Source organism: Angustibacter aerolatus (assembly GCF_054776675.1).
In genome coordinates this window covers 1-22,475 of the sequence record NZ_BAAHBM010000054.1, presented here as the reverse complement: position 1 = coordinate 22,475, position 22,475 = coordinate 1, and the positions used below count along the sequence as shown (strand labels likewise).

The window sequence follows — 22,475 nt, the reverse complement described above, 5'->3', positions numbered from 1 at the left end:
GTGCGCTCGGCGCGCGCGGCGACCTCCGCGGCAGCCGGCGTCTCGGTCCAGGCAACCGGTGCCGCCGCGGCCGAGCTGGTCGGCGACCAGTGGACGCTCGCCCTGCAGGGCGACCTGCGCGGCCTCGCCACGGCACCCTGCCGCCCCGGGTCGGCCGACAGCTGGCTGGTCGGCGGCGGCAGCGAACCGGGCCGGCGCGGGCGGCTGGTGCTGGTGAACCCGGCCGGCAACCCGGTCGACGTCGAGCTCGACGTGCACGGCACGAAGGGTCGGGCCGCCCGCACCGCCGGCAGCGCCGTCGCCGTGCCGGCCCGCTCGCGCGTCGTGGTGCTGCTCGACGCGATCGCCCCCGGCGTGACGGCCCCCGTGGTGCACGTGCGGGTGACCGGCGGCGTGGTCGCCGCCACCCTGCACGACGCGCTGCTGAGCGGCACCACCCCCGGCGGCGTCGACGACGTCGTCCCCGGCACCGGCCCGGCCAGGCGGGTGCTCGTGCCCGGCGTCGCGGTCGACGGCGTCGCCACCGTGCGGGTGGCCGCACCCGGCCGCACGGAGGCGGTCGCGCAGCTGCGACTGATCGGGCCCACGGGGCCGGTCGACGTCCCCGGCGGCGGCGTGCTGCGGGTCCCTGGCGGTGCGTCGCGCGAGGTCTCGCTGACCGGTGTGCCGCCGGGGGAGTACGGCGTCGAGGTCACCAGCGACACCCCGGTCGTGGCCGGCGCCGAGGTGCGCCGGCAGGCCGCCGGACGCAGCGTCGCCGACATCGCCTGGGCCGCTTCGGCCGACCCCGTCACCGGGGTCGCGGGCACCGCCCTCGCCCCGCCAGGGGTCAGCACGCGCCTGCTGCTGACCGCTCCCCGCGACACGGTCGAGGCCGACGTCGTCACGGGCACCGGCGCGAGCACGCGGGTGCGGGTGCCGGCCGGCACCACCCTGGGCCTGGCGCAGGACGGCGTGGGCGCCGTCTGGGTGCGCCCGCTGCCCGGCTCCGGCGACCCGCAGCTGGTGGCGGCGCGCCTGGTCTCCGCGGCCGACCCGCAGGGCCTGGTGCTCTCGACGTCGCCGCTGCAGCCGGTGCACCTGACCGAGCAGCGTCCGGCGGTCGAACCGAGCCGGTAGCACGGGCCGGGCCGCTGCGCCCGAGGGGCCGACCCCGCCGCGAGACGGCACAGTGAGGGCATGTGCGAAGCGACCCCCGACGCCGCGGTGACGCTGCAGATGGACCAGCGCGCCGCCGTCCGCGCCCGGCAGTTCCTCGACGACCACTGGTGCCCCGAGCACGCGCACCAGCTGCGCCCGCAGGCCGAGCTCATCGTGAGCGAGCTGGTCGCCGACGCCGTGCGGCGCGGCACCCCGCCCATCCGGGTCTCGCTGCGCTGCGACGGCCACGAGTCGACCCTGTCGGTGACGGACGGCGCTCCCGACCAGCCGCCGGACCCCTCGCACGTCCAGCTCGTCGACCTGCTGAGCGACGCGTGGGGCGTGAGCACCCGTCCCGGTCAGCAGACCGTGTGGAGCCGGCTCGTCGTCTAGCTCGTCAGTCGTCCCGGTCGTCGTCGTCGACGGCGGGGTCGACCGTGCCGGGCTCGACGCCCAGCAGGTGCGCGACCTGCTCGACGACGACGCGGTGCACCAGGGCCGGCAGCACCGTGCGGTCCTCGACGCGCGTCTCGACCGGACGCCGGTAGACGACGATCCGCGTGGGCAGCCCGTCGCCGGCGGGGAAGAACCGGCCGAGCGGCACCGCGCCGTGCTCCCAGGGCGCCGGGTCGCTCGGGGGCACGTCCTCGACCGCGAACTCCACGCCGTCGAGCTCGTCGGACCAGCGCCGCTCGAGCCGCTCGACGGCGTCGAGCACCAGCTCGTCGAACTGCTCGGCGCGGGTGCGGTGCCCCGGCAGGCCGGACGGCGCGAGCGGCCCCCGCAGCCCACGGCCCCGGCGGTCGCGGCGGCGCGGCCCCGTGGCGGCGGCCCCGGTCGGACCGGTCTGCGGTGACGTGGGCCTGCGCACCGCTGCAGCGTACGGCGGCCCCGCCGCCGCGGGGTGCGTGGTGCGACACGGCCCGGCGTCCCGGCTCGCACGACGGTGCGGGGGTAGCGTCGTCGACCGTGACCTCGTTGCGCCGCTGCACCCGCACCGCGTGCACCCGGCCCGCCGTCGCGACGCTCACCTACGTGTACGCCGACTCCACCGCCGTGCTCGGGCCGCTCGCCACGTACGCCGAGCCGCACTGCTACGACCTGTGCGCCGAGCACGCCGAGCGGCTCACCGCGCCGCGCGGGTGGGAGGTCGTGCGGCTGTCGCCGGAGGCCGCCGAGCCCGGCCCCAGCGACGACGACCTGCTGGCGCTCGCCGACGCCGTCCGCGAGGCGGCCCGCCCCCGGCCGACCGGTGACCGGCCGCTCGACGAGGCCCGCTCCCGCACCGTCGAGGTGGGCCGTCGCGGGCACCTGCGGGTGCTGCGCGACCGCGGCTGACCGCCGTCCGCCGCGCTGGTCGTTGCGCGATCCAGCACCTCGTCCGCGCCCGGTTCGTCCCGGACGCGCCCTAGGCTCAAGCCGTTCGGACGTTGCGCCGAAGGGGTGAACGCGGCCGTCCCCGGCCCGCCCCGAGATCGCTACCGACGGAGGTCCACGATGGCCCGCTCCAGCGCTCCCCGCGTCCAGATCCCCCTGGGCTCGCTCACCCAGCGCGAGGCCCGCACCGATGCCACGTGCGCCGACTGCGGCTCGACGCGGGTGACCGAGCTCTCGATGAGCCTCACCGACGGCACGCCCGTCGACTTCGTCTCGTGCCACGTCTGCGGTCGCCGGTCGTGGAGCCACGAGGGCGTCGAGCTCGAGGTCGCGGACGTGCTCGACCGCACACGCAAGCCCCGCTGACCGGCCCCCCGCGGCTCGGACGCCGCCACTAGGGTTGGCCGCGTGAGCGACCTGACCACCATCGTCAAGGCCTACGACGTGCGCGGGCTCGTGCCCGAGCAGCTCGACGAGGCCACCGCCACCGCGCTCGGCGCGGCGTTCGCGCAGGTCGTCGACGCGCCGCGGGTGGTGATCGGCCACGACATGCGGCCCTCGTCGCCGTCGCTGTCGCGCGCGTTCGCCGAGGGCGTCGCCCGCACCGGCACCGACGTCACGATCGTGGGGCTGTGCTCGACCGACGGCCTGTACTACGCGTCCGGCGCGCTCGACGCCCCCGGTGCGATGTTCACCGCCAGCCACAACCCGGCGCAGTACAACGGCATCAAGATGTGCCACGCCGGTGCGCGCCCGGTGGGCCAGACCTCGGGGCTGCCCGAGGTGCGCACCCTGGCCGAGGGCTTCCTCGACGACGGCCTGCCCGAGCCGGCCGCCACGCCCGGCACGATCGACGAGCGCGACCTGCTCACCGGCTACGCCGAGCACCTGCGCTCGCTCGTCGACCTGTCCGGCGTCCGCCCGCTGAAGGTCGTGGTCGACGCCGGCAACGGCATGGGCGGCTTCACGGTGCCCTCGGTGCTCGGCACCGCCAGCGGCCTGGCCGAGCTGCCGCTCGAGATCGTCCCGCTGTACTTCGAGCTCGACGGCACCTTCCCCAACCACGAGGCCAACCCGCTCGACCCGAAGAACCTCGTCGACCTGCAGGCCGCGGTGCGCGAGCACGGCGCCGACGTCGGCCTGGCCTTCGACGGCGACGCCGACCGCTGCTTCGTCGTCGACGAGCGCGGCGAGCCGGTGAGCCCGAGCGCCGTCACCGCCCTGGTCGCCGAGCGCGAGATCGCCCGCGCCCGCGCCGACGGCGAGACCGAGCCGGTCGTCGTGCACAACCTCATCAGCTCGCGCTCGGTGCCCGAGACCATCGCCGCGGCCGGCGGGCGCGCCGTCCGCACCCGCGTCGGGCACTCGTTCATCAAGGGCGTGATGGCCGACGAGCGCGCCGTGTTCGGCGGCGAGCACTCCGCGCACTACTACTTCCGCGACTTCTGGTTCGCCGACACCGGCATGCTCGCCGCCATGCACGTGCTCGCGGCACTCGGCGAGCAGCCCGGCACGCTCAGCGGGCTCGTCGCCCGCTACGGCCGCTACACCGAGTCCGGCGAGATCAACTCGACGGTCGACGACGCCGCGGCCCGCACCGCCGCCGTCCGCGCGCGCTTCGAGACCGACGGCGTGGTCGCCGACGAGCTCGACGGCCTCACCCTCACCAAGGACGGCGCCGACGGCCTCGAGTGGTGGCTCAGCGTGCGGCCGAGCAACACCGAGCCGCTGCTGCGGCTGAACGTCGAAGGGGCCGATCCCGAGACCATGGCGCGGGTGCGCGACGAGGCGCTCACCGTCATCCGCGGCTGACCTGGCAGGCTGACCCCGACCCACCCCACGCACCGCAGGAGGACGCCGTGCCCGAGCTGCAGCAGACCGGCATCGAGCCCTGGCTGCGCGAGATCCTGCGCTGCCCGTCGTGCCGCGCCGACCTGCGCGACGCCGCCGGGCCGGCCGGCCCCGAGCTGGTGTGCGACGCCGAGGGCCTGGCCTACCGCGTCGACGACGGCATCCCGGTGCTGCTCGTCGACGAGGCCCGACCCGTCGACGGGCGCGGCGGCGGCGACGCGTCCGAGAGGCCGGGCGCCGGCCAGGGCGTCGACGCGTGAGCCCCGCCGTCGACGAGGAGCTCCTCGACGACGCCGACGACCTCGCCGCGGCGGACCCGGCGGGGGTGCTGCGCGCGCTGGCCACGGCCGGCGCCCAGGTGCGCGAGTCCGTCACGCGCAGCGAGGAGGCCGGGGTGCGGCGGGTCGCCGACGACGACCGGCCGCGCTCGGTCGTGGTCGCCTCGCTCGGCGGGTCGGCCATGGTCGCCGACGTGCTCGCGCTGCACGACGGTGCCGGCGCGCCCGTGCCGGTCACGGTGCAGCGCGCCGCCCCGCTGCCGGGCTGGGTCGGCCCGCTCGACCTCGTCGTGGCGGTGTCCCTGTCGGGTCGCGCCCAGGGGCCGCTGCAGCTGGCCGCCGAGGCCGGCCGCCGCGGTGCCCGGCTGCTGACCGTCGGTGCGCCGGACTCACCGCTCGCCGACGTCTGCGCGCGCGCCCGCGGGGTGCACGTGCCGGTCGAGCGCGGGTCGCTCTCGCGCCGGGCGTCCTCGCGCACCGGGCTGTGGACGCTGCTCGTGCCGGTGCTGCGGGCGGCGCACGCGCTCGGGCTGGTCGACGTGCCCGACCCCGTGCTGGCCCGGGTCGCCGACCGGCTCGACGCCGAGGCCGAGGGCTGCCGCCCGTCGTCCGAGTCGTTCGTGAACCCGGCCAAGGTGCTCGCGGTGCAGCTCGGTGGCAGCGTCCCCGTCGTGCTCGGCGACGGTGCCGTCACCGGCGTCGCGGCCACCCGGGCGGCGGCGATGCTGGCCCGCACCGCACGCACGCCCGCCGTCCGCGGCACGCTGCCCGACGACGCGAGCGACGTCGTCGCCACCTTCGACGGGCCGTTCACCGCCGGGCCCGACCGCGACCTGTTCGCCGACCCGTTCCTCGACGGCCCGGGCGCGCCGAAGCTGCGGCTGCTGCTGCTGCGCGGCCCCGGCATCGACCCGGAGGGCGGGCCGGTCGACGCCGACGACCTGGCGCGCGTCGAGCTGGCCGACCGCGTGCAGCAGCTCGCCGAGGGCGTGGGGGTCGACGTCAGCGAGGTGGTCGCCGAACCGGGCCACCCGCTCGAGCAGCTGGCCGGGCTCGTCGCCCGCACCGACTTCGCCGCCACCTACCTCGCGATCGGCCTGGGCCTCGACCCCGGCCTGTCGCCGCACGTCGCCGACCTGCGCGACGCCCGCTAGCCGCGCCGGTCGCCGCAGGTCGGGCGCTGCGACGGTGGGCCACTAGGGTCGTCGGCATGTCAGCTTCCGGCGGGAACAAGGCCGTCATCGCGGCGCTCGGCGCCAACCTGGGCATCGCGGTGGTCAAGTTCATCGCCTTCGCGCTCACCCGCAGCAGCTCGATGCTGGCCGAGGCGATCCACTCGCTCGCCGACTCCGGCAACCAGCTGCTGCTGCTGCTCGGCGGCAAGCGCGCGAAGCGGGGTGCGACCCCGCTGCACCCGTTCGGCTACGGCCGCGAGCGGTACGTCTACGGCTTCGTCGTGTCGATCGTGCTGTTCTCCGTCGGCGGCCTGTTCGCGCTGTACGAGGGCTACCACAAGTGGCACGACCCGCACCCGATCGAGAGCTGGCAGTGGGTGCCGGTGGTCGTGCTGGTGGCGGCCATCGGGCTGGAAGGATTCTCCTTCCGCACCGCGATCCGTGAGGCGAACCACGCCCGCGGCGACCGCTCGCTGCCGCAGTTCGTGCGCACCGCGAAGGCCCCCGAGCTGCCGGTCGTGCTGCTCGAGGACTTCGCCGCCCTCCTCGGCCTGGTGTTCGCGCTGTTCGGCGTGGTGATGACCCTCGCGACCGACGACGGCCACTGGGACGCCGTCGGCACCGGCCTCATCGGCGTGCTGCTGGTGCTGGTCGCCGCCGTGCTCGCCGTCGAGATGAAGTCGCTGCTGCTGGGGGAGTCGGCCACCCCCGACCACGTGCGGGCGATCGAGGCGGCGCTGGTCGGCGACGGCGTCGGCTCCGTCATCCACATGCGCACCATGCACCTCGGCCCCGACGAGCTCCTCGTCGCCGCCAAGATCGCCGTCGACGGCGCCGACACCGCCGCCTACGTGGCGCAGGCCATCGACGCCGCCGAGCAGCGCGTCCGCGCCGCCGTCCCCATCGCCCGGGTGATCTACCTCGAGCCCGACGTCCGCCGTGAGGTCACGGCCGGCTGACGCCGCTCGTCGTCACGGGCCGGTGACCCAGCCGTCGAAGCGGATGGTCGGCCGACCCCTCGTCGCCAGGTTGGTCACGCGCACCTCGTGGCCGGCCGCCGACAGGTGCATCACGACGCGGGCCTGCCGCACCTTCGTGGTGCGCGAGTAGGTGTCGACCGTCACCGAGCGGTGCCCGTTCACCTCGACACGCAGCTTGCCGCAGGTCGGGCAGGTGGTGACCAGCACGCCGACCGTCCGCGTGGGCTGGTCGTGCGACACCATCGCGCCCCTGCGCGTGCTGCGCAGGTACGAGCCGTCGTACGCGCTGGCCTTCGTGACCCGCGTCCAGCCCGAGGTGCGCCGCCCGATGGGGTTGCGGTCGTCGACGGCGAGCAGCGTCGTGGTCCAGCCGCTCCAGGCCCCGGTGGTGCCGTAGGCGTCGTGCGTGCGAGCCCGGAACTGCACCGCGTAGCCGTCCTGGTCCTTCGACCACACGTCGCGGAAGGTCGCCGACCGGGCCGACGTGGACCGCCGCACGTCCATGGCGGCGCCGAACGCGAGGCGGCCCTTGGCGGTCACCTCGACGTCGCGCTGCTGCACGTCGTACCGCAGCCCGGACGCCGACCCGGATGCCGGCCCCCACGTCACCGGCAGGTACCCGCCTCGCCGCTCTGCGGTCGCCGCCACCGCTGGCACCGACGTGCGGGCAGCCGGCGCGGTGCGATCGAGGACGACGCGGCCGCCGGTGAGGTGCCCCTGGTTCGCCAGGCGCCGTCCGTCGGGACCGGTGCCGGTGAGCGTCCAGGTGTAGGTGCCGTCGGGGGCGAGCCCACCCGCGTCGGTGCGACCGTCCCACGCCAGCCGGCTGCTGCCGGACGACGTGGCCCGCACGCTGCGCACGACCTTCGTGCCGGAGCGCACGGTCAGGACAAGCCGGGACCCGGCGCGGCTCACGTCGGCCTCCACGGCCCACGCCTCCTGCCGGCCGTCGCCGTTCGGCGAGAACGCTGATGCCGTGGCGTCGGCCCGCAGCAGCCGGTCGGCCGGCGGGTGCGCCGCGGCCGTCAGGGTCGCGAGTCGCACGGCGCCGTCGGCGTCGACCCACGCCACTCGACCCTGGCTGACCGAGAGCTGCGTCGACCAGGTGGACGTGGAGACGGTCTTGGGCGTCGACGTGGGGTCGCTGAGGTCGAGCGACCGCACGGCGTCCGACGACCAGGCCAGCACGTCAGCGTCGAGATCCATCGGCAGCGGGACCCCGCACTGCATCGAGCAGCTCGCGGCGGCGACGAATCGACGTGCGCCGGTTCGCAGGTCGAAGCTGTCGATGCTCTGGTCGAGCCGCTGCACGACGAGGCGGTCACCGGAGAGCGTGACGGCACGAGGGCACTGCAGGCCGGAGCACTCGCCCAGGTCGACTCGGTCAGGGAGCACGGTGTGAGGCCGCGCGGGCGCTGCGTCGAGGTCCGCCCAGCCGACGCCACCGCCCCAGGTGACCCAGGCCGCACGGCTGCCCCACTGGTCGAAGCTCCCACCGCGTCCCACGCTCATCGGCCACGACGAGGTCCTGACCTGGCCCTGCGGCGTCTCGTAGTGGGCGCGGTGCACGAGCCAGCCGGCAGACAGAGCCAGCGGCTCGTCGCCCGTGTCGGGTAGCCGGACCGCGCGCGACGTCCCGTCCGGCCGACGGACGACGGACGGGCCCACCGGCCGCCCGTCGGTCGTGGCGGCCCGGGGTGGCAGCACGGTCCACCCGCTCGAGCCGAGCCCCGCTGAGGAACTGGAGACCGGGGTGACCAGCGTCCGCGCCGCGCGCGTCGGCACCTGCACCTCGACGACCCGCCCCAGCGGGGTGTCGACCCGGTTCGTCCCATCCAGGCCGAGCGCGGTCACGAGGAGTCGACTGCCGTCCAGCTGCAAGGACGCCACGCCCACCCGATCGACCGGCAGCACCGGACGGTGCGTCGCGTCCTGGCCCACCACCAGGATCGTGTCGTCCGCGATGGCGTCGTCGGTGATCACGTCTGCACCCACGACCGCGACGCTGGTCAGCGGAGAGGTGCCGCCGCTGCCGATGGGCGTCAGGTCACCCGGTGCGACCCCGGTGTCGGCTGGTAGCAGGGTCAGGCGGCCGCCCAGCCACGACACGAGCGCACCGGGCCGAGTCGCACCGGCCTGCGGCTGGCTGGGTAGGGCGCGTTCCGTGACCGCCCCGGGGTCGACGGAGCCGTCGGTGCCGATGGGTGCCGAGTACAGCGTGACCGGACGCGGACTCCCTGGCGGCTGCGCCGGGTCAGGCGCCGCTGTGTCGGTCCACCACAGGTGGTCCGGTCCGACGAAGGTGAACTGCGGGACCGAACGTGCCGGTAGCACCGACATCTCGCCGGTGTCGCGGCGAAGCCACCCGAACGCCGTGACGCCGTCTGCGCCTCGATGCACACCCAGCAGACCTCGACGGTCCACAGCCGGCGCGCTGTACGGGTAGCCGCCCGTCCCGACGGGCTCCGAGACGCCGTCGGGTCCGATGTAGCTGGTCTGCGTCCCGTCGAAGCTCCACCAGCCGGTGCCGTCGAAGCGTCGCCCGGTCGGTGGTCGGTGGATCTCCCGCACCGCGACCACCTCGCCGCTGAGGTCCACGTCGTAAAAGGTCGTGTCCGTGTGCTCGTGCACCACGGTCAGGGTGACGTGTGCCCCGGTCGGGGGCACGGACCCCACGTGATCCGTCGGACCCAGCGTGATGGGGAGCGGCTCGAACCGTCCGTCGTGGAGCACCTGCAGCCGTGGGGCGGGTGCGGCCCCGGTCGGCGACGGCGTCCAGGCATCCCACCGAAGCAGTGCGCCCGCCGGGCCGCCCGCCACGACCACGGCCCTGCGGCCGGTCGTGGCGGCAGGTGCGTAGACGACCGCCTCGTCGGTGCCGTCGGCGGCTGCGCGCGGGACGGAGTTCGGCGCTCCCAGCACGGCACCGACCAGCACCGCGCCCAGACCCGCGAACAGCACAGCACGACGCCGAGGCATCGCCACCCCCTCGCACCTGCCCGCCGTCGGGCTCCGGCCGGAACCCCCCGGCGCTCTGGCGAACTGTAGGGCCGAGGACCGACATTGTCTCTGACTTCCGTCAGAGCGTCTCGACGGTGCGCGTCACGGTGTCGTAGGTGCGGGCGGCGACGAACCGGCCGGGCGGTGCGGGCGGCAGCCGGTGCAGCACGGAGAGCACCTGCTCGACCTGCTCGCGCGGCACTCGGAGGGCGGCGCTGACGTGCGGCAACCAGCCACCGGGCCAGGGGTCGCCGGTCAGCGCGACCACCCGGTCGTGCAGCTCGGCGAGCGGCTCGGACGGCGCGAGCAGCCAGCCCACGGCGGGCTTGCGGCCGGTGAGCACCACCGGGCCGCCGAGCGCGACGTCGAGCGGCAGGGCACCGCGCACCAGGCCGGCCACCGCGGGCGGCAGCTCGTCGTCGGTCGTCGTGAGCGTGAGGTGGGGGGCGTTCGTGGGGGAGGGGTGCGCCGCGAGGCTCGGCAGGTCGGCGTCCAGCAGCGCCCGCCACCCGGCCCGCACCCAGGCCTCGAGCGCGTCGTCCGGCACGAGCTCCACGGTGTGTCCCACGGCGAGCAGCCTGCGTGCGAACCCGGGCCGCGGCAAGCGCTGCACCGGCACGGGGTCGCCGCGAGCGGCTCGGCGGACCGCGCCGCAGGACTCGGCCCCGGGCTCGTGACGCGCTAGACTCACCGGGTCCGGCGTCGGTGATGCCGCAGGCCCAGAGGGGCCGCGCCGGGGGCACGACCAGCGCGCCACGTACGCCGGCGCCGTCGAATCCTGCCCCGCCACCGAAGTCTCCCGACCGAAGGGTTCCACCCAGATGACCGTCGAGCACCACGTCCGCGACCTCGCCCTGGCCGAGGCCGGGCGCCACCAGATCCGCCTCGCCGAGCACGAGATGCCCGGCCTCATGGCGCTGCGCGAGGAGTACGGCGCGTCGCAGCCCCTCGCCGGCGCCCGCATCGCCGGCTCGCTGCACATGACCGTGCAGACCGCCGTCCTCATCGAGACCCTCGTCGCCCTGGGCGCGCAGGTCCGCTGGGCATCCTGCAACATCTTCTCCACCCAGGACGAGGCCGCCGCGGCCGTCGTCGTCGGGCCCGACGGCACCGTCGACGACCCGAAGGGCGTGCCCGTCTTCGCCTGGAAGGGCGAGACGCTGCCCGAGTACTGGGCCTGCACCCAGCGCATCCTGGTGTGGCCGAACGGCGAGACGCCGAACATGATCCTGGACGACGGCGGCGACGCGACCCTGCTCGTGCACAAGGGCAAGGAGTTCGAGGCGACCGGCGTCGTGCCGTCGACCTCTGAGGACGACAGCGAGGAGTACGCGGTCATCCTCGACCTGCTGCGCGCCTCGATCGCCGAGGACCCGCAGCGCTGGACCCGCGTCGCCGACGGCATCGTCGGCGTCACCGAGGAGACCACGACCGGCGTCCACCGCCTGTACGAGTTCTTCGCGGCCGGCACCCTGCTCTTCCCGGCCATCAACGTCAACGACTCGGTGACCAAGAGCAAGTTCGACAACAAGTACGGCACCCGGCACTCGCTGATCGACGGCATCAACCGGGCCACCGACACCCTCATCGGCGGCAAGGTCGCCGTCGTGGCCGGCTACGGCGACGTCGGCAAGGGCTGCGCCGAGTCGCTGCGCGGCCAGGGCGCCCGCGTGATCGTCACCGAGATCGACCCGATCTGCGCGCTGCAGGCCGCGATGGACGGCTACCAGGTCGCCACCCTCGAGGACGTCGTCGAGATCGCCGACATCTTCGTGACCGCCACCGGCTGCTTCGACGTCATCACCGCCGAGCACATGCAGTCGATGAAGCACCAGGCGATCGTCGGCAACATCGGCCACTTCGACAACGAGATCGACATGGCCGGGCTCGGCCGCGTCGCCGGCGTCGAGAAGGTCGAGATCAAGCCGCAGGTGCACGAGTGGCGCCTGCCCGCCCAGGGCGACCGCCCGGCGCGCAGCATCATCGTGCTGTCCGAGGGGCGCCTGCTGAACCTCGGCAACGCCACCGGGCACCCGAGCTTCGTGATGTCGAACTCGTTCGCGAACCAGACCATCGCGCAGATCGAGCTGTTCACGAAGGCCGACCAGTACCCGCTGGGCGTGCACGTGCTGCCGAAGCACCTCGACGAGAAGGTCGCCCGGCTGCACCTCGACGCGCTCGGCGTGCACCTCACCGAGCTGTCGAAGCCGCAGGCCGAGTACCTCGGCGTCGACGTGGCCGGCCCGTACAAATCGGACCACTACCGCTACTGAGCACCGCGGCGGCCACGCCGTCCGGCACGCCCCCGTCCGCCTCGTGCGGGCGGGGGCGTCGTCGTGCCGGGACCTCGCCGCCCGTTCAGGTGCGCGGCTGGTCGGGTGCCCGCACCCGGGCCAGCGCGGCGTCCACCGAGTCGACGCCGGCGAGGCGCTCGCGCAGCCGGGGCTCGTGGCCGAGGCGCTCGAGGTCGGGCCGGCGCCGTTCGGCAAGCACCGCGGCCAGGAACGCCTCGGGCCCCGTGCCGGCCGGAGGGGGCGGTGCGACGTGCGGCGACACCGCGCGGGCCAGCTCGACGCCCATCGCCGCACGCGCGCCGGGGTGCATGCCGCTCGACCGGCCGAGGAACCCGCGGACGGCGAGCGCCAGGCCGTCGGGCAGCCGGCCGAGGTCGGCGGCCTGCGCCCAGCCGATCAGGTGGGGTGGGGACTGCACCATCGGCGTCGCGCCCGCTCCGCCGCGCTCACGCACCACGTAGGTGCCCGCCGCCCGGTCGCCGAGCCGCTTGCCGCGGCTCGACACGAGCGAGCTGATCAGCGCCGGGACGCCGAGGGTGCCGACGTACACCTCGACGAACAGCACCAGCGATCGCACGAACGCCTGGCGGAAGCGGATCGGCCCGCCGTCGTCGCGCACGGTGCGCAGCCCCATGACGAGTTTCCCGAGGGTGCGACCGCGGGTCAGCGTCTCGACGAGCGTCGGCACGCCGACGGTGATCGCGACGACCACGACCAGGGTGAGGGCGGCCCCGGACGCGCCGTCCAGGGCGCCGGCGAGGCGGCTGAGGCCGATGAACGTGCCGATCAGCAGGGCGACGGCCAGCGCGAGGTCGAGCGCACCGGACACCGCGCGCGAGGCGAAGGTCGCGGCCGGCAGCTCCAGCTGGACCGCCTCGCCGGTGACCACGTCGCGCACCCGCCGAGGCTACCCGTGCCGCGGGTAGGCTCGCGGTCGTGGACCTGGACGCGTACGTCAGCGCCCACCGCGACGAGTGGGCCAGGCTGCGCGAGCTGAGCGGCCGCCGGCGGCTCGACGGCGCCGAGGCGGACGAGCTGGTCGAGCTGTACCAGCGGGTCGCCACGCAGCTGTCGGTGGTGCGGTCGGCGGCGCCCGACCCCGCGCTGGTCAGCCGGCTGTCGACGATCGTGGCGCGTGCCCGGGCGGCGGCCACCGGGTCGCACGAGGCGGCGTGGCGCGACGTCGCGCGGTTCTTCACCGTCTCGTTCCCCGCGGCGCTGTACCGCACCCGGCGCTGGTGGGGTGCGGCGATGCTCGGCTCCCTCCTGCTCGCGCTCGCCGTCGGCTGGTGGGTCGCCTCCCACCCCGAGGTGCAGGCGGCGGTCGCCAGCCGCGACGAGATCCGGCAGCTCGTCGAGAACGACTTCGAGGCCTACTACTCCGAGTACGCCCCCAGCAGCTTCGCCGCCCAGGTCTGGACGAACAACGCCTGGGTGGCGGCGCAGTGCATCGCGTTCGGCGTGCTCGGGCTGCCGGTGCTGTACGTGCTGTTCCAGAACGCCGCGAACGTGGGCCTGGTGGGCGGGCTGATGGCCAGCCAGGGACGGGCCGACCTGTTCTTCGGGCTGATCCTGCCGCACGGCCTGCTCGAGCTGACGGCGGTCTTCGTCGCGGCCGGCGCCGGCCTGCGGCTGTTCTGGGCCTGGGTCGACCCGGGGCCGCGCACCCGCGCGCAGGCGCTGGGCGAGGAGGGGCGGGCCGCGGCCGGCATCGCGCTCGGGCTGGTCGTGGTGCTGGCGCTGTCGGGGGCGATCGAGGCCTTCGTGACGCCGTCGCCGCTGCCGACGTGGGCCCGGATCGGCATCGGCGTGCTGGCCGAGGCGGCGTTCCTGACCTACGTGTTCACCCTCGGCCGGTGGGCGGTCGCCCGCGGCGAGACCGGGGACGTCGAGGCCGACGTGCGCGGCGACGTCCTGCCGACGCGCGGCTAGAGCCGACCGGCGGCCTTCAGCGCGAGGTACCGGTCGGCGAGCGCCGGGGGCAGCTGGTCGGGCGGCGCGTCGACGACGTCCGCACCGAGGCGCGACAGCAGGCGGGTCACCCGGTCGCGGTCGAGCTGCGTGCGCTCCGCGGCGGCAGCGGCGTACACGTCCTCGGCGGTGTCGCGCCGACCGGCCATCGCCGCCAGCTCGGGGTCGGCGACGGACGCGACCACCACCGTGTGCCGTCGGGTCAGCTGGCCGAGCACCGGCAGCAGGCCCTCCTCGACGGCGGCCGCCTCGAGCGGCGTGAGCAGCACCACGAGCGCGCGCTGCGACAGCCGTGCGGTGACGGCCGAGACCGCGACCGCCCAGTCGGCCTCGAGCAGCTCGGCCTCCAGCGGCGCCATCGCCTCGACCACGGCCGACAGCAGGGTCGTCGACGACCGCGCCTCGACGCGCGCCCGCACGCGGCGGTCGACGGCCAGCAGGTCGACCCGGTCGCCGGCGCGCGAGGCGAGGGCCGCCAGCAGCAGGGCGGCGTCCATCGCGGCGTCGAGGCGGGGCTGGTCGCCGACCCGGGCCGCGGCGGTGCGCGAGGTGTCGAGCACGATCAGCACCCGCCGGTCGCGCTCGGGGCGCCACGTCCGGACCACGACCTGGCGGCGTCGGGCCGTGGCGCGCCAGTCGATGCTGCGCACGTCGTCGCCGGGCACGTAGTCGCGAAGCGAGTCGAACTCGGTGCCCTGGCCGCGCACGTTCACCGACGACCGCCCGTCGATCTCGCGCAGCCTCGCCAACCGGCTGGGCAGGTGCTTGCGGGAGGTGAACGGCGGCAGCACCCGCACGCTGCCGGGCACCGGCACGGAGCGCTGCCGGGCGGCGACCCCCAGCGGCCCGTGGGCGCGCACCGTCACGCGGTCGGCCAGCCGGTCGCCGCGCCTGGTGGGCACCAGGTCGGTGCGCACCCGGCGCCGCTCGCCGGACGGGACGTCGAGCGGGTGCCGGTCGTCCGCGGCCCCCGCCGAGGGCTGCCACGCGTCGCGCACGGTGCCGCGCAGGCGTCGACGTCCCGTGTGGTGCACCAGCAGCGCGGTGCTCGTCGGCTGCCCGAGCCGCACGTTGGCGGTGGGCTCGCGCTCGAGGCGGACGGCCCGCGGGCTGGCCGCCAGCAGCAGGTCGACGACGACGGCGGCCAGGACCACGAGGGCCCAGACGCCGAGCCCGCCCCACCCGGGCTGCACGAGCCCGACGTACAGCACGCCGAGCAGCGCCAGCAGCGCAGCGCGGCCGGTCAGCGCCACGGGCCCCGCCGTGCCCGCCGGCTCGTCGAGCCCGGGCGGCTCACCGCGGCACCGCGACGGAGGCCAGCACGCCGTCGAGCACGGCGTCGACGGTGACGCCCTCCAGCTCGGCCTCGGGCCGCAGGGCCACGCGGTGCCGCAGCGTCGGCCGGACGAGCGCCTTGACGTCGTCCGGCGTCACGAAGTCGCGTCCTGCCAGCCAGGCCCATGCCCGGCTGGTCGACAGCAGCGCCGTCGCACCGCGGGGCGAGACGCCGAGCTGCAGCGAGGGCGAGCTGCGGGTCGCCCGTGCCAGGTCGACGACGTAGCCGATGACCTCGGGGGCGACCTCCACGCGTCGCACCGCCCGGGCGCCGGCTGCCAGGTGCTCTGGCCCGGCGACGGGTCGGATGCCGGCGGCGGTCAGGTCGCGCGGGTCGAAACCCGCCGCGTGCCGCTGCAGCACCGCGACCTCGTCCTCGCGGGGCGGCAGGGGCAGCTGCAGCTTCAGCAGGAACCGGTCGAGCTGCGCCTCGGGCAGGGGATAGGTGCCCTCGTACTCCACCGGGTTCTGCGTGGCGCACACCACGAACGGCTCGGGCAGCGGCCGCGGGGTGCCGTCGACGGTGACCTGCCGCTCCTCCATGGCCTCCAGCAGCGAGGCCTGCGTCTTCGGCGGCGTCCGGTTGATCTCGTCGGCGAGCAGCAGGTTGGTGAAGACCGGGCCCTCGCGGAAGGAGAACTCCGCGGTGCGCGCGTCGTAGACCAGCGAGCCGGTGACGTCACCAGGCATGAGGTCGGGCGTGAACTGCACCCGGGTGGTGCGCAGCTGCAGCGCCTGCGACAGCGCCCGCACCATGAGCGTCTTGGCCACCCCGGGGACGCCCTCGAGCACGACGTGCCCGCGGGCGAGCAGGGCGATGACGAGCCCGGTGACCGCGGCGTCCTGGCCGACGACGGCCTTGGCCACCTCGGTGCGCACCGCACGCAGGGCCTCGCGCGCGGCGTCCGCCTCGGGCAGCGCGGCGCCGGGGTGCGGGTGGTGGTCGGCCTCGGGCGGGTCGCCGTCCTGCGGCTTCGTCAGCTGGGTCGGGTGGTCGGTCACGGTCTGCGGACCTCCGTCTCGAGGGCGTCGAGCTCCCTGGCCAGCAGGACCAGGGCCACGTCGTCGTCGGGGTCGGTCCCGACGAGCAGGTTCGTCACGTCGCGCGCCGGGCGGCCCGTGCGCGTGGCCACCACGGCGGCGACCTCCTCCGGCTCGGCGGCGCGCGCCAGGCCGCACCGCACCGCCAGGCGCCGCACCGCCGCGGCGCGCAGCACCTGGTCCGCGCGCCCGCGTGCCCGGGCCCGACGGTAGAGCTGCGCGCGGCCGCGGGTGGTCTCGATCGCGCGGACGACGACCGGCAGCGGCTCGGTGGTCAGCCGCCCGAGCCGGCGGGCCCGCCAGAGCACCACCACCAGGAGCACGACCACCAGCTGCGCCGCACCGAACCGGACGCCGTCGGGCAGCAGCTGCGTCAGCGTCGGCGGCTGGTCGACGGTGCTGCCGTCGAGCGCGTTCGGCACCCACCACACCACGCGGCTGCCGGTCGCCACGAGCCCGATCGCGAGCGCCGCGTCGCCGGCCGTCGCGAGCTGGCCGTTGCTCAGGGCGTCACCCGAGCCCAGCACCGTGCTGCGCCGGCCGTCGGCCGAGGTCACCAGCAGCAGCGGCGCCGCGTCGTCGCCGTCGGCGTAGCAGCCGACGACGGTCGCGGCGCTCGTGGGGTCTGCGGTGTCGGTGCCCGAGCTGCTGCCGCGCGCGGTCACGTAGGCGTCGCCGCCCAGCAGCGCCCTGCCCGCTCGCCGGGCCACGGGATCGTCGCACCCGGGGTCGCGCAGGCGGTCCTCCACCGGGTCGCGCCTGGCGACGGGCAGCCCGAGGTCGCTGAGCAGCGTCTCGCCCGGCGACACGAGCACCACGTCGGCCCCGCTGGTGCGCAGCAGGGCGGCGAGGTCGGCACCGCGCGTGGGGTTCAGCAGGTCGGGGCGGGACACCACCAGGGTCGTGGCCGCGCCGTCGGTGCCCAGGTCGCGCTCGACGTCCGCGAACGTGCGACGCACCTGCACCGGGACGCCGTGGTCGCGCAGCACGTGGGCGAGGGCCCGGGTGCCCTGCGGCGTGGCGTCCTCCGGGTCGAGCGCGCCCGAGCTGGTCGGCCGCAGCAGCACCAGCCCCGCGACGGCGGCCAGCACCACGGCGGTCACGGCGGCGGCGGGCCAGCGCCACCCCCGGCGCCGGCGGGAGGCACCCGACGCGTCGACCGGACCGCTCTCGACGCCTGCGGCGGCAGGCCCGCGGTGCGGGGCGTCCGGCCGGGTCGAGGGCTGCACGGCCGTCGCCCCGGTCGCCCCGGTCACGTGGCCACCGGGGCCCAGGTCGGTCGCGCCTCGCCCACCGCGGCGTCGAGGTCGCGCACCACGCGATCGTGCTGGGCGGTCGCCGGTCGGCCGCCGTAGCTCACGGCGTCGAAGACGCCGGCGCACCGTGCGAGGTCGTCGGCCAGGGCCGGCAGCAGCACCCCCGCCTCGACCGCCACCTCGTGCGCCGTGCGGCCCGGCCGGGCGTCGAGCACCGTGCGCTCCTCCAGCGAGCGGACCACGGCGCGGAAGCGCTCCCGCACGGCGACGCCCCCCTCGCCCGCGTCCGCCGCGTCGTCCGCCAGCCGGCGGTGCTCCGCGGCGCTGCGCTCGACCTCGCCGAACACCGTCCGCGACGCGCCCACCCGGCCGGGCCCGCGGAGCCGGCCGGTGCGCAGCAGCACCACGACGACCACGACGATCACCACGAGCGCGAGCAGCACGACACCGGTGCGGGCGTCGGGCGCGACGCCGGGCGCCTGCAGCCGGCCCAGGTGGTCGAGCAGCCACTGCGCCGCGCGGGTCACCAGGCCCGGCCGGGCCCGCTGGTAGACGTCGTCGCCCAGCTCCCGCACGGCCCAGCCACGCGCTTCGTCGGGGCCCGGGGTCAGCTGCCCGGAGGCGGCACCGAGGGACACCGCGACCGCCGTGGGGAGCAGCGTCCTCACGAGGGCGGAGCCTCGGCGGCCGCCCTCGCCAGCGCCACGTCCAGCCCCTCGCGGCGCATCCGCAGGTCGATGTACAGGAGCGCGACGACGGCGGCGCTGAAGGGGGCCGTGATCGTGGTCGCCACGACGGAGCCGAGGTTCTGCAGCACCGTGCCGATGACCTGCGAGGTGCTGAGCGACACGTCCGCGTTCGTCGCGCTCACCGCGCCGAGCACCGACCCGATGACGGCGAACGGCGCCGTCACCAGCCCGCCGACGGCCCCGGCGATGATCGCGGTCAGCAGCAGGATGCCGAAGCAGCGCCACCACGAGCCGACGCTCAGCCGCCACGACCTGCGCAGCGAGGCCCAGACCCCGATGTTCTCGAGCAGCAGGGCCGGTCCGGCGAAGGCCAGCCGCACCCAGAGGAACGGCCCGAGGAGCACCAGCACCAGCAGGCCGACGAGCACGGCGACCACCCCGCCGACGGTCGACCCGGCCACGAAGAGGAGCACGGCGGGCAGCGCCACGACCGCGTACAGCGCCAGCAGGACGAAGCCCGAGAGCAGGCTGACCCCGATCACGGCCCAGACGCGAGGGAGCATGCGGCGCACCACCTCGCCGACGGACGGCTTGCGCCCGACCACCGCGTCGCTCACCGCGAGGATGAGCACGGCGGTCAGCACGATGGTCGCCAGACCCTGCAGCAGCAGCGGCACCACGAACGCGAGCGTGCCGCCGCCGATCAGCCCGGCCACCTGGACGTCGTCGACGGAGGCGGTCTCGTCACCCGGCAGGGCCCCGACCAGCTGCGGCAGCCCGAGCACCTGCAGCACCGTCGAGAGCAGGAACACCGCGGCCATGACCACGCCCGACAGGCCGAACAGCACGCGGGGGTTCTGCCGCATGGTCTGCACCGAGCCGTCGATCAGCTCTCCGAGGTTCAGCGGTCGCAGCGGCACGACGCCGGGCTTCGGCGGCGGCCGCCACCCGGCGTCGGGGCCGCTCGGCGCGGTCCAGGTCGGGCCACCGCCCCAGGCCGGGGCGCTGCCGGCCGCACCCCATGCGACCGGCGGTGGTCCGTACCCCGGCGGTGCACCGAGCGGCGCAGGTTGGGCGGGGACCGGCTGCGGGCCGGGCGCGGGCTCGCCGGCGGGAGAGCCCCACCCGTCGCCGCCCGAGGGCGACGCCCAGCCGCCGGGTCCCTCGCTCATCCGTCCGCCCCCTCGCCGGTCGGGTCGTGCAGGCCCGACGCGTCCGTCCGATCACGTCGCACGTCGCGACGCCCCCGTCGTCCGTGCCGGGCGACGTCCGCACATCGTGCCACGGCGCGGTCGGCCCGACCCGGGTCCGGCGCTGCTGTGGACGACGGCCGTCGTCCACAGCGCCGGGCGGTGGACGACGCCGCCCGTCCCCAGCCGCCGAGGTCGCCCGCACGGTCCAGGTCGGGGTGCGACCATTGCGGGTGCGTCGCCCACCGACGACGCCCTGGACGCACGTGGAGCGAGGTCGCTGGCATGAAGGGTCGAGTACTCGTCGTCGACGACGACACCGCGCTGGCCGAGATGCTGGGCATCGTGCTGCACGGCGAGGGCTTCGAGCCGGTGCACTGCGGTGACGGCGAGGCGGCGCTCGCGACGTTCCGCGAGGTGCGGCCCGACCTCGTGCTGCTCGACGTCATGCTCCCGGGCGTCGACGGCATCGAGGTGTGCCGCCAGATCCGCGCCGAGTCGGGCGTCCCCATCGTGATGCTGACCGCGAAGACCGACACCGTCGACGTCGTGGTCGGCCTCGAGTCCGGCGCCGACGACTACGTCGTGAAGCCGTTCAAGCCCAAGGAGCTCATCGCGCGGGTGCGGGCCAGGCTGCGCGGCACCGACGCCACCCCCGAGCGCCTCGAGATCGGCGACCTGTCGATCGACGTGGCCGGGCACACCGTCCGGCGCGGCGAGGCCACGATCGCCCTCACGCCGCTGGAGTTCGACCTGCTGGTGGCCCTGGCGCGCAAGCCGTGGCAGGTGTTCTCCCGCGAGGTGCTGCTCGAGCAGGTCTGGGGCTACCGGCACGCCGGCGACACGCGGCTGGTGAACGTCCACGTGCAGCGCCTGCGCTCCAAGATCGAGCGCGACCCCGAGCACCCCGAGATCGTCGTGACGGTGCGCGGCGTCGGGTACAAGGCGGGCGTCGCCGGGTGACGTCGCCGACCGACCCGCTGGGCGTGCTGCTGCGCCCCTGGGCCTGGGCGCGGCGCCGCTGGCGGCGCTCGCTGCAGCTGCGCGTCGTGGCGACGACGGCGCTGCTCGGCATGGCGGTCGTCGCCGTGGTCGGCGCGCTGCTGCTCGACCGCATCCAGACCGGGCTCGTGGCCGAGCGGGTCAACGTCGCGCGCGGCGAGGCGGCCCGCGGTCGCGCCGACGCCCAGGCCCGGTTCGACACGGCGCCGGACGCCTCCGGGCTGAACCTGCTGGTGAACGACCTGCTGCCGCGCCTGGCCTCGCCCGAGCCCGACCGCAGCCGCGACGTCATCCTGCTGCACGGCCTCGGCAACGACCGCACGCCGGTGGTGCCCGACCTGAGCTCGCGCGACGTCGCCCGCAGCATCGTGCCGCTCGACCTGCGTCGGCGCGTCATGGCGAGCGGGCAGCAGGAGGCGCAGTTCGTCCGCGTGCGGCGCACCGGGTCGGAGGGCTCGGTGCCCGGCATCCTCGTCGGGTCCAGGGTCACGGTGCCCGTCGGCGGTGACTACGAGCTCTACTTCGTCTTCACGCTGCAGCGCGAGCAGGACACCATCCAGCTGGTGCAGCGCACGCTGCTCGGTGGCGGCGTGGCGCTCGTGCTGCTGGTCGGCGCCATCGCCTTCGTGGTCACCCGGCAGGTCGTGACGCCGGTGCGGCAGGCGGCCCTCGTCGCCGGAAAGCTGTCGTCCGGGCGGCTCGGCGACCGCATGGTGCCGCGCGGCGAGGACGACCTGGCGAAGCTGGCCCGCTCGTTCAACTCGATGGCCGACAGCCTGCAGTCGCAGATCGCCCAGCTCGAGAACCTGTCACGGGTGCAGCAGCGCTTCGTCAGCGACGTGTCGCACGAGCTGCGCACGCCGCTGACGACCATCCGGATGGCGGGCGACGTGCTGCACGAGGCGCGGGCGGGGTTCGACCCGTCGGTGGCGCGCTCGGCCGAGCTGCTGCGCAGCCAGCTCGACCGCTTCGAGTCCCTGCTCACCGAGCTGCTGGAGATCAGCCGCATCGACGCCGGCGGCGAGGTGCTCGACCTCGAGCCGGTCGACCTGCGCGACGTCGCGGCGCGCGTGGTCGACGCCGCGGTCCCGCTGGCGGGGGAGAGCGGCAGCCGGTTCGAGCTGCGCACGACCGGTGGGTCGTGCGTGGCCGAGATGGACGTCCGGCGGGTCGAGCGCATCCTGCGCAACCTCGTGGTCAACGCGCTCGAGCACGGCAACGGGCTGCCCATCGAGATCCGCACCGGCAGCGACGTGACGAGCGTCGCGGTGACCGTGCGCGACCACGGCGTGGGGCTGCGGCCCGGCGAGTCGGCGCTCGTGTTCAACCGGTTCTGGCGCGGCGACCCGTCACGTGCCCGCACGATGGGCGGCACCGGTCTCGGGCTCGCCATCGCGAGCGAGGACGCGCGCATGCACGGCGGGTGGCTGCAGGCCTGGGGCGAGCCCGGCAAGGGGGCGTGCTTCCGGCTGACCCTGCCCCGGGCCCCGGGGCACGAGCTCATCAGCTCACCCCTGCCGCTCGCCCCGACCGGCCGCGGCGGCGACCTCGACGTCGGTGGCCCGTACCTGCGGCTCACCGCGCGCCCGCCCTCGCTGGAGGAGGTCAGGGCTGCAGCCGACCCGGCGACGTCCGGAGCGGCGGCGTCCGGCCAGGGCGGCGGGGGCGAGCTCGTCACCGTGCGGGCGAGCGAACCGGGGCAGCCCGTCCGCGACGGCGCGACCGTCCGACACGGCGACGACGCGGACGGCGCGGCGGCCGGTAGCGACGGCGCGCCCGGAGCCGGCCGTGGCTAGCCGGTGGTCCAGCGGGCCCCGTGCGCGCACCGTGCCGGCCGCACGCGGGCGAGGACCAGCGAGCACGGCGGCTCGGGCGCGCCAGGTGCCGTCGCAGGTG

The 22,475-nt window shown here is 75.9% G+C and carries 20 protein-coding genes and 1 pseudogene; 12 read left to right on the top strand and 9 right to left on the bottom strand.

Annotation, left to right across the window (positions count from 1 at the left end; all coding sequences use genetic code 11):
• Both ACYVI6_RS12780 and ACYVI6_RS12775 read left to right on the top strand, forming a co-directional pair.
• A partial coding sequence (locus ACYVI6_RS12780) for a DUF5719 family protein (protein ID WP_460446737.1) occupies positions 1-1,119 on the top strand: 1,119 nt, incomplete at its 5' end.
• 60 nt (positions 1,120-1,179) lie between these two features.
• Entirely contained in the window at positions 1,180-1,533 is a 354-nt protein-coding gene (locus tag ACYVI6_RS12775) for an ATP-binding protein (RefSeq protein ID WP_460446736.1), read from the top strand.
• Positions 1,534-1,537: 4 nt separating this feature from the next.
• Here the strand turns inward: ACYVI6_RS12775 and ACYVI6_RS12770 are convergent, their stop codons facing one another.
• A complete protein-coding gene (locus tag ACYVI6_RS12770) occupies positions 1,538-2,011 on the bottom strand; it encodes a metallopeptidase family protein (RefSeq protein ID WP_460446735.1) in 474 nt (157 codons plus the stop codon).
• A gap of 98 nt (positions 2,012-2,109) precedes the next feature.
• Here ACYVI6_RS12770 and ACYVI6_RS12765 point away from each other — a divergent pair, with 98 nt between their 5' ends.
• From ACYVI6_RS12765 to ACYVI6_RS12740, 6 genes and pseudogenes are all read left to right on the top strand, one after another.
• Complete coding sequence (locus ACYVI6_RS12765; RefSeq protein ID WP_284290072.1) at positions 2,110-2,478, top strand: DUF3499 domain-containing protein; 369 nt, start codon at positions 2,110-2,112, stop codon at positions 2,476-2,478.
• 159 nt (positions 2,479-2,637) lie between these two features.
• Positions 2,638-2,883 carry a hypothetical protein gene (locus ACYVI6_RS12760; protein ID WP_460446734.1) on the top strand — a complete coding sequence of 82 codons (246 nt, stop codon included), beginning with the start codon at positions 2,638-2,640 and terminating at the stop codon, positions 2,881-2,883.
• 42 nt (positions 2,884-2,925) lie between these two features.
• Positions 2,926-4,329, top strand: a complete 1,404-nt coding sequence (locus tag ACYVI6_RS12755; protein ID WP_460446733.1) for a phosphomannomutase/phosphoglucomutase — start codon at positions 2,926-2,928, stop codon at positions 4,327-4,329.
• A 56-nt stretch (positions 4,330-4,385) separates the two neighbouring features.
• A pseudogene (locus ACYVI6_RS12750) lies at positions 4,386-4,562 on the top strand (Trm112 family protein); the annotation flags it as partial.
• 62 nt (positions 4,563-4,624) lie between these two features.
• Positions 4,625-5,800, top strand: coding sequence for an SIS domain-containing protein (locus ACYVI6_RS12745; RefSeq protein ID WP_460446732.1), 1,176 nt, complete (start codon positions 4,625-4,627; stop codon positions 5,798-5,800).
• A 56-nt stretch (positions 5,801-5,856) separates the two neighbouring features.
• Positions 5,857-6,780, top strand: a complete 924-nt coding sequence (locus tag ACYVI6_RS12740; protein WP_460446731.1) for a cation diffusion facilitator family transporter — start codon at positions 5,857-5,859, stop codon at positions 6,778-6,780.
• Positions 6,781-6,792: 12 nt separating this feature from the next.
• Here the strand turns inward: ACYVI6_RS12740 and ACYVI6_RS12735 are convergent, their stop codons facing one another.
• Both ACYVI6_RS12735 and ACYVI6_RS12730 read right to left on the bottom strand, forming a co-directional pair.
• Positions 6,793-8,796, bottom strand: a complete 2,004-nt coding sequence (locus ACYVI6_RS12735; protein ID WP_460446730.1) for a FlgD immunoglobulin-like domain containing protein — start codon at positions 8,794-8,796, stop codon at positions 6,793-6,795.
• A gap of 1,084 nt (positions 8,797-9,880) precedes the next feature.
• Entirely contained in the window at positions 9,881-10,369 is a 489-nt protein-coding gene (locus ACYVI6_RS12730) for a 2'-5' RNA ligase family protein (protein WP_460446729.1), read from the bottom strand.
• Positions 10,370-10,622: 253 nt separating this feature from the next.
• Between ACYVI6_RS12730 and ahcY the strand changes: the two genes are divergently transcribed.
• On the top strand, positions 10,623-12,074 hold the full coding sequence (gene ahcY / locus ACYVI6_RS12725) for an adenosylhomocysteinase (RefSeq protein ID WP_460446728.1): 1,452 nt from the start codon (positions 10,623-10,625) through the stop codon (positions 12,072-12,074).
• An 85-nt stretch (positions 12,075-12,159) separates the two neighbouring features.
• Here ahcY and ACYVI6_RS12720 read toward each other — a convergent pair whose 3' ends face one another.
• On the bottom strand, positions 12,160-12,993 hold the full coding sequence (locus tag ACYVI6_RS12720; protein WP_460446727.1) for an RDD family protein: 834 nt from the start codon (positions 12,991-12,993) through the stop codon (positions 12,160-12,162).
• A gap of 38 nt (positions 12,994-13,031) precedes the next feature.
• Between ACYVI6_RS12720 and ACYVI6_RS12715 the strand changes: the two genes are divergently transcribed.
• The gene (locus ACYVI6_RS12715) at positions 13,032-14,027 is read left to right on the top strand and encodes a stage II sporulation protein M (RefSeq protein ID WP_460446726.1); all 996 of its coding nucleotides are present in this window, start codon (positions 13,032-13,034) and stop codon (positions 14,025-14,027) included.
• Here the strand turns inward: ACYVI6_RS12715 and ACYVI6_RS12710 are convergent.
• The 5 genes from ACYVI6_RS12710 to ACYVI6_RS12690 are packed head-to-tail and all read right to left on the bottom strand — an operon-like array spanning position 14,024 to position 19,559.
• Complete coding sequence (locus ACYVI6_RS12710; protein WP_460446725.1) at positions 14,024-15,319, bottom strand: DUF58 domain-containing protein; 1,296 nt, start codon at positions 15,317-15,319, stop codon at positions 14,024-14,026. The genes ACYVI6_RS12715 and ACYVI6_RS12710 overlap by 4 nt on opposite strands.
• Before the next feature lie 40 nt (positions 15,320-15,359).
• Complete coding sequence (locus ACYVI6_RS12705; protein WP_460446724.1) at positions 15,360-16,403, bottom strand: AAA family ATPase; 1,044 nt, start codon at positions 16,401-16,403, stop codon at positions 15,360-15,362.
• Positions 16,400-17,698, bottom strand: a complete 1,299-nt coding sequence (locus ACYVI6_RS12700; RefSeq protein ID WP_460446723.1) for a DUF4350 domain-containing protein — start codon at positions 17,696-17,698, stop codon at positions 16,400-16,402. Before ACYVI6_RS12700 ends, ACYVI6_RS12705 begins: the two co-directional genes overlap by 4 nt.
• Positions 17,695-18,366, bottom strand: a complete 672-nt coding sequence (locus tag ACYVI6_RS12695; protein WP_460446722.1) for a DUF4129 domain-containing protein — start codon at positions 18,364-18,366, stop codon at positions 17,695-17,697. The genes ACYVI6_RS12700 and ACYVI6_RS12695 overlap by 4 nt, the downstream gene beginning before the upstream one ends.
• Complete coding sequence (locus tag ACYVI6_RS12690; RefSeq protein WP_460446721.1) at positions 18,363-19,559, bottom strand: glycerophosphoryl diester phosphodiesterase membrane domain-containing protein; 1,197 nt, start codon at positions 19,557-19,559, stop codon at positions 18,363-18,365. Before ACYVI6_RS12690 ends, ACYVI6_RS12695 begins: the two co-directional genes overlap by 4 nt.
• A gap of 303 nt (positions 19,560-19,862) precedes the next feature.
• Between ACYVI6_RS12690 and mtrA the strand changes: the two genes are divergently transcribed.
• Together mtrA and mtrB are read left to right on the top strand one after the other, a co-directional pair.
• Entirely contained in the window at positions 19,863-20,540 is a 678-nt protein-coding gene (mtrA, locus tag ACYVI6_RS12685) for an MtrAB system response regulator MtrA (protein ID WP_284290089.1), read from the top strand.
• Positions 20,537-22,375, top strand: a complete 1,839-nt coding sequence (gene mtrB, locus ACYVI6_RS12680; protein WP_460446720.1) for an MtrAB system histidine kinase MtrB — start codon at positions 20,537-20,539, stop codon at positions 22,373-22,375. The genes mtrA and mtrB overlap by 4 nt, the downstream gene beginning before the upstream one ends.
• Positions 22,376-22,475: the final 100 nt, after the last annotated feature.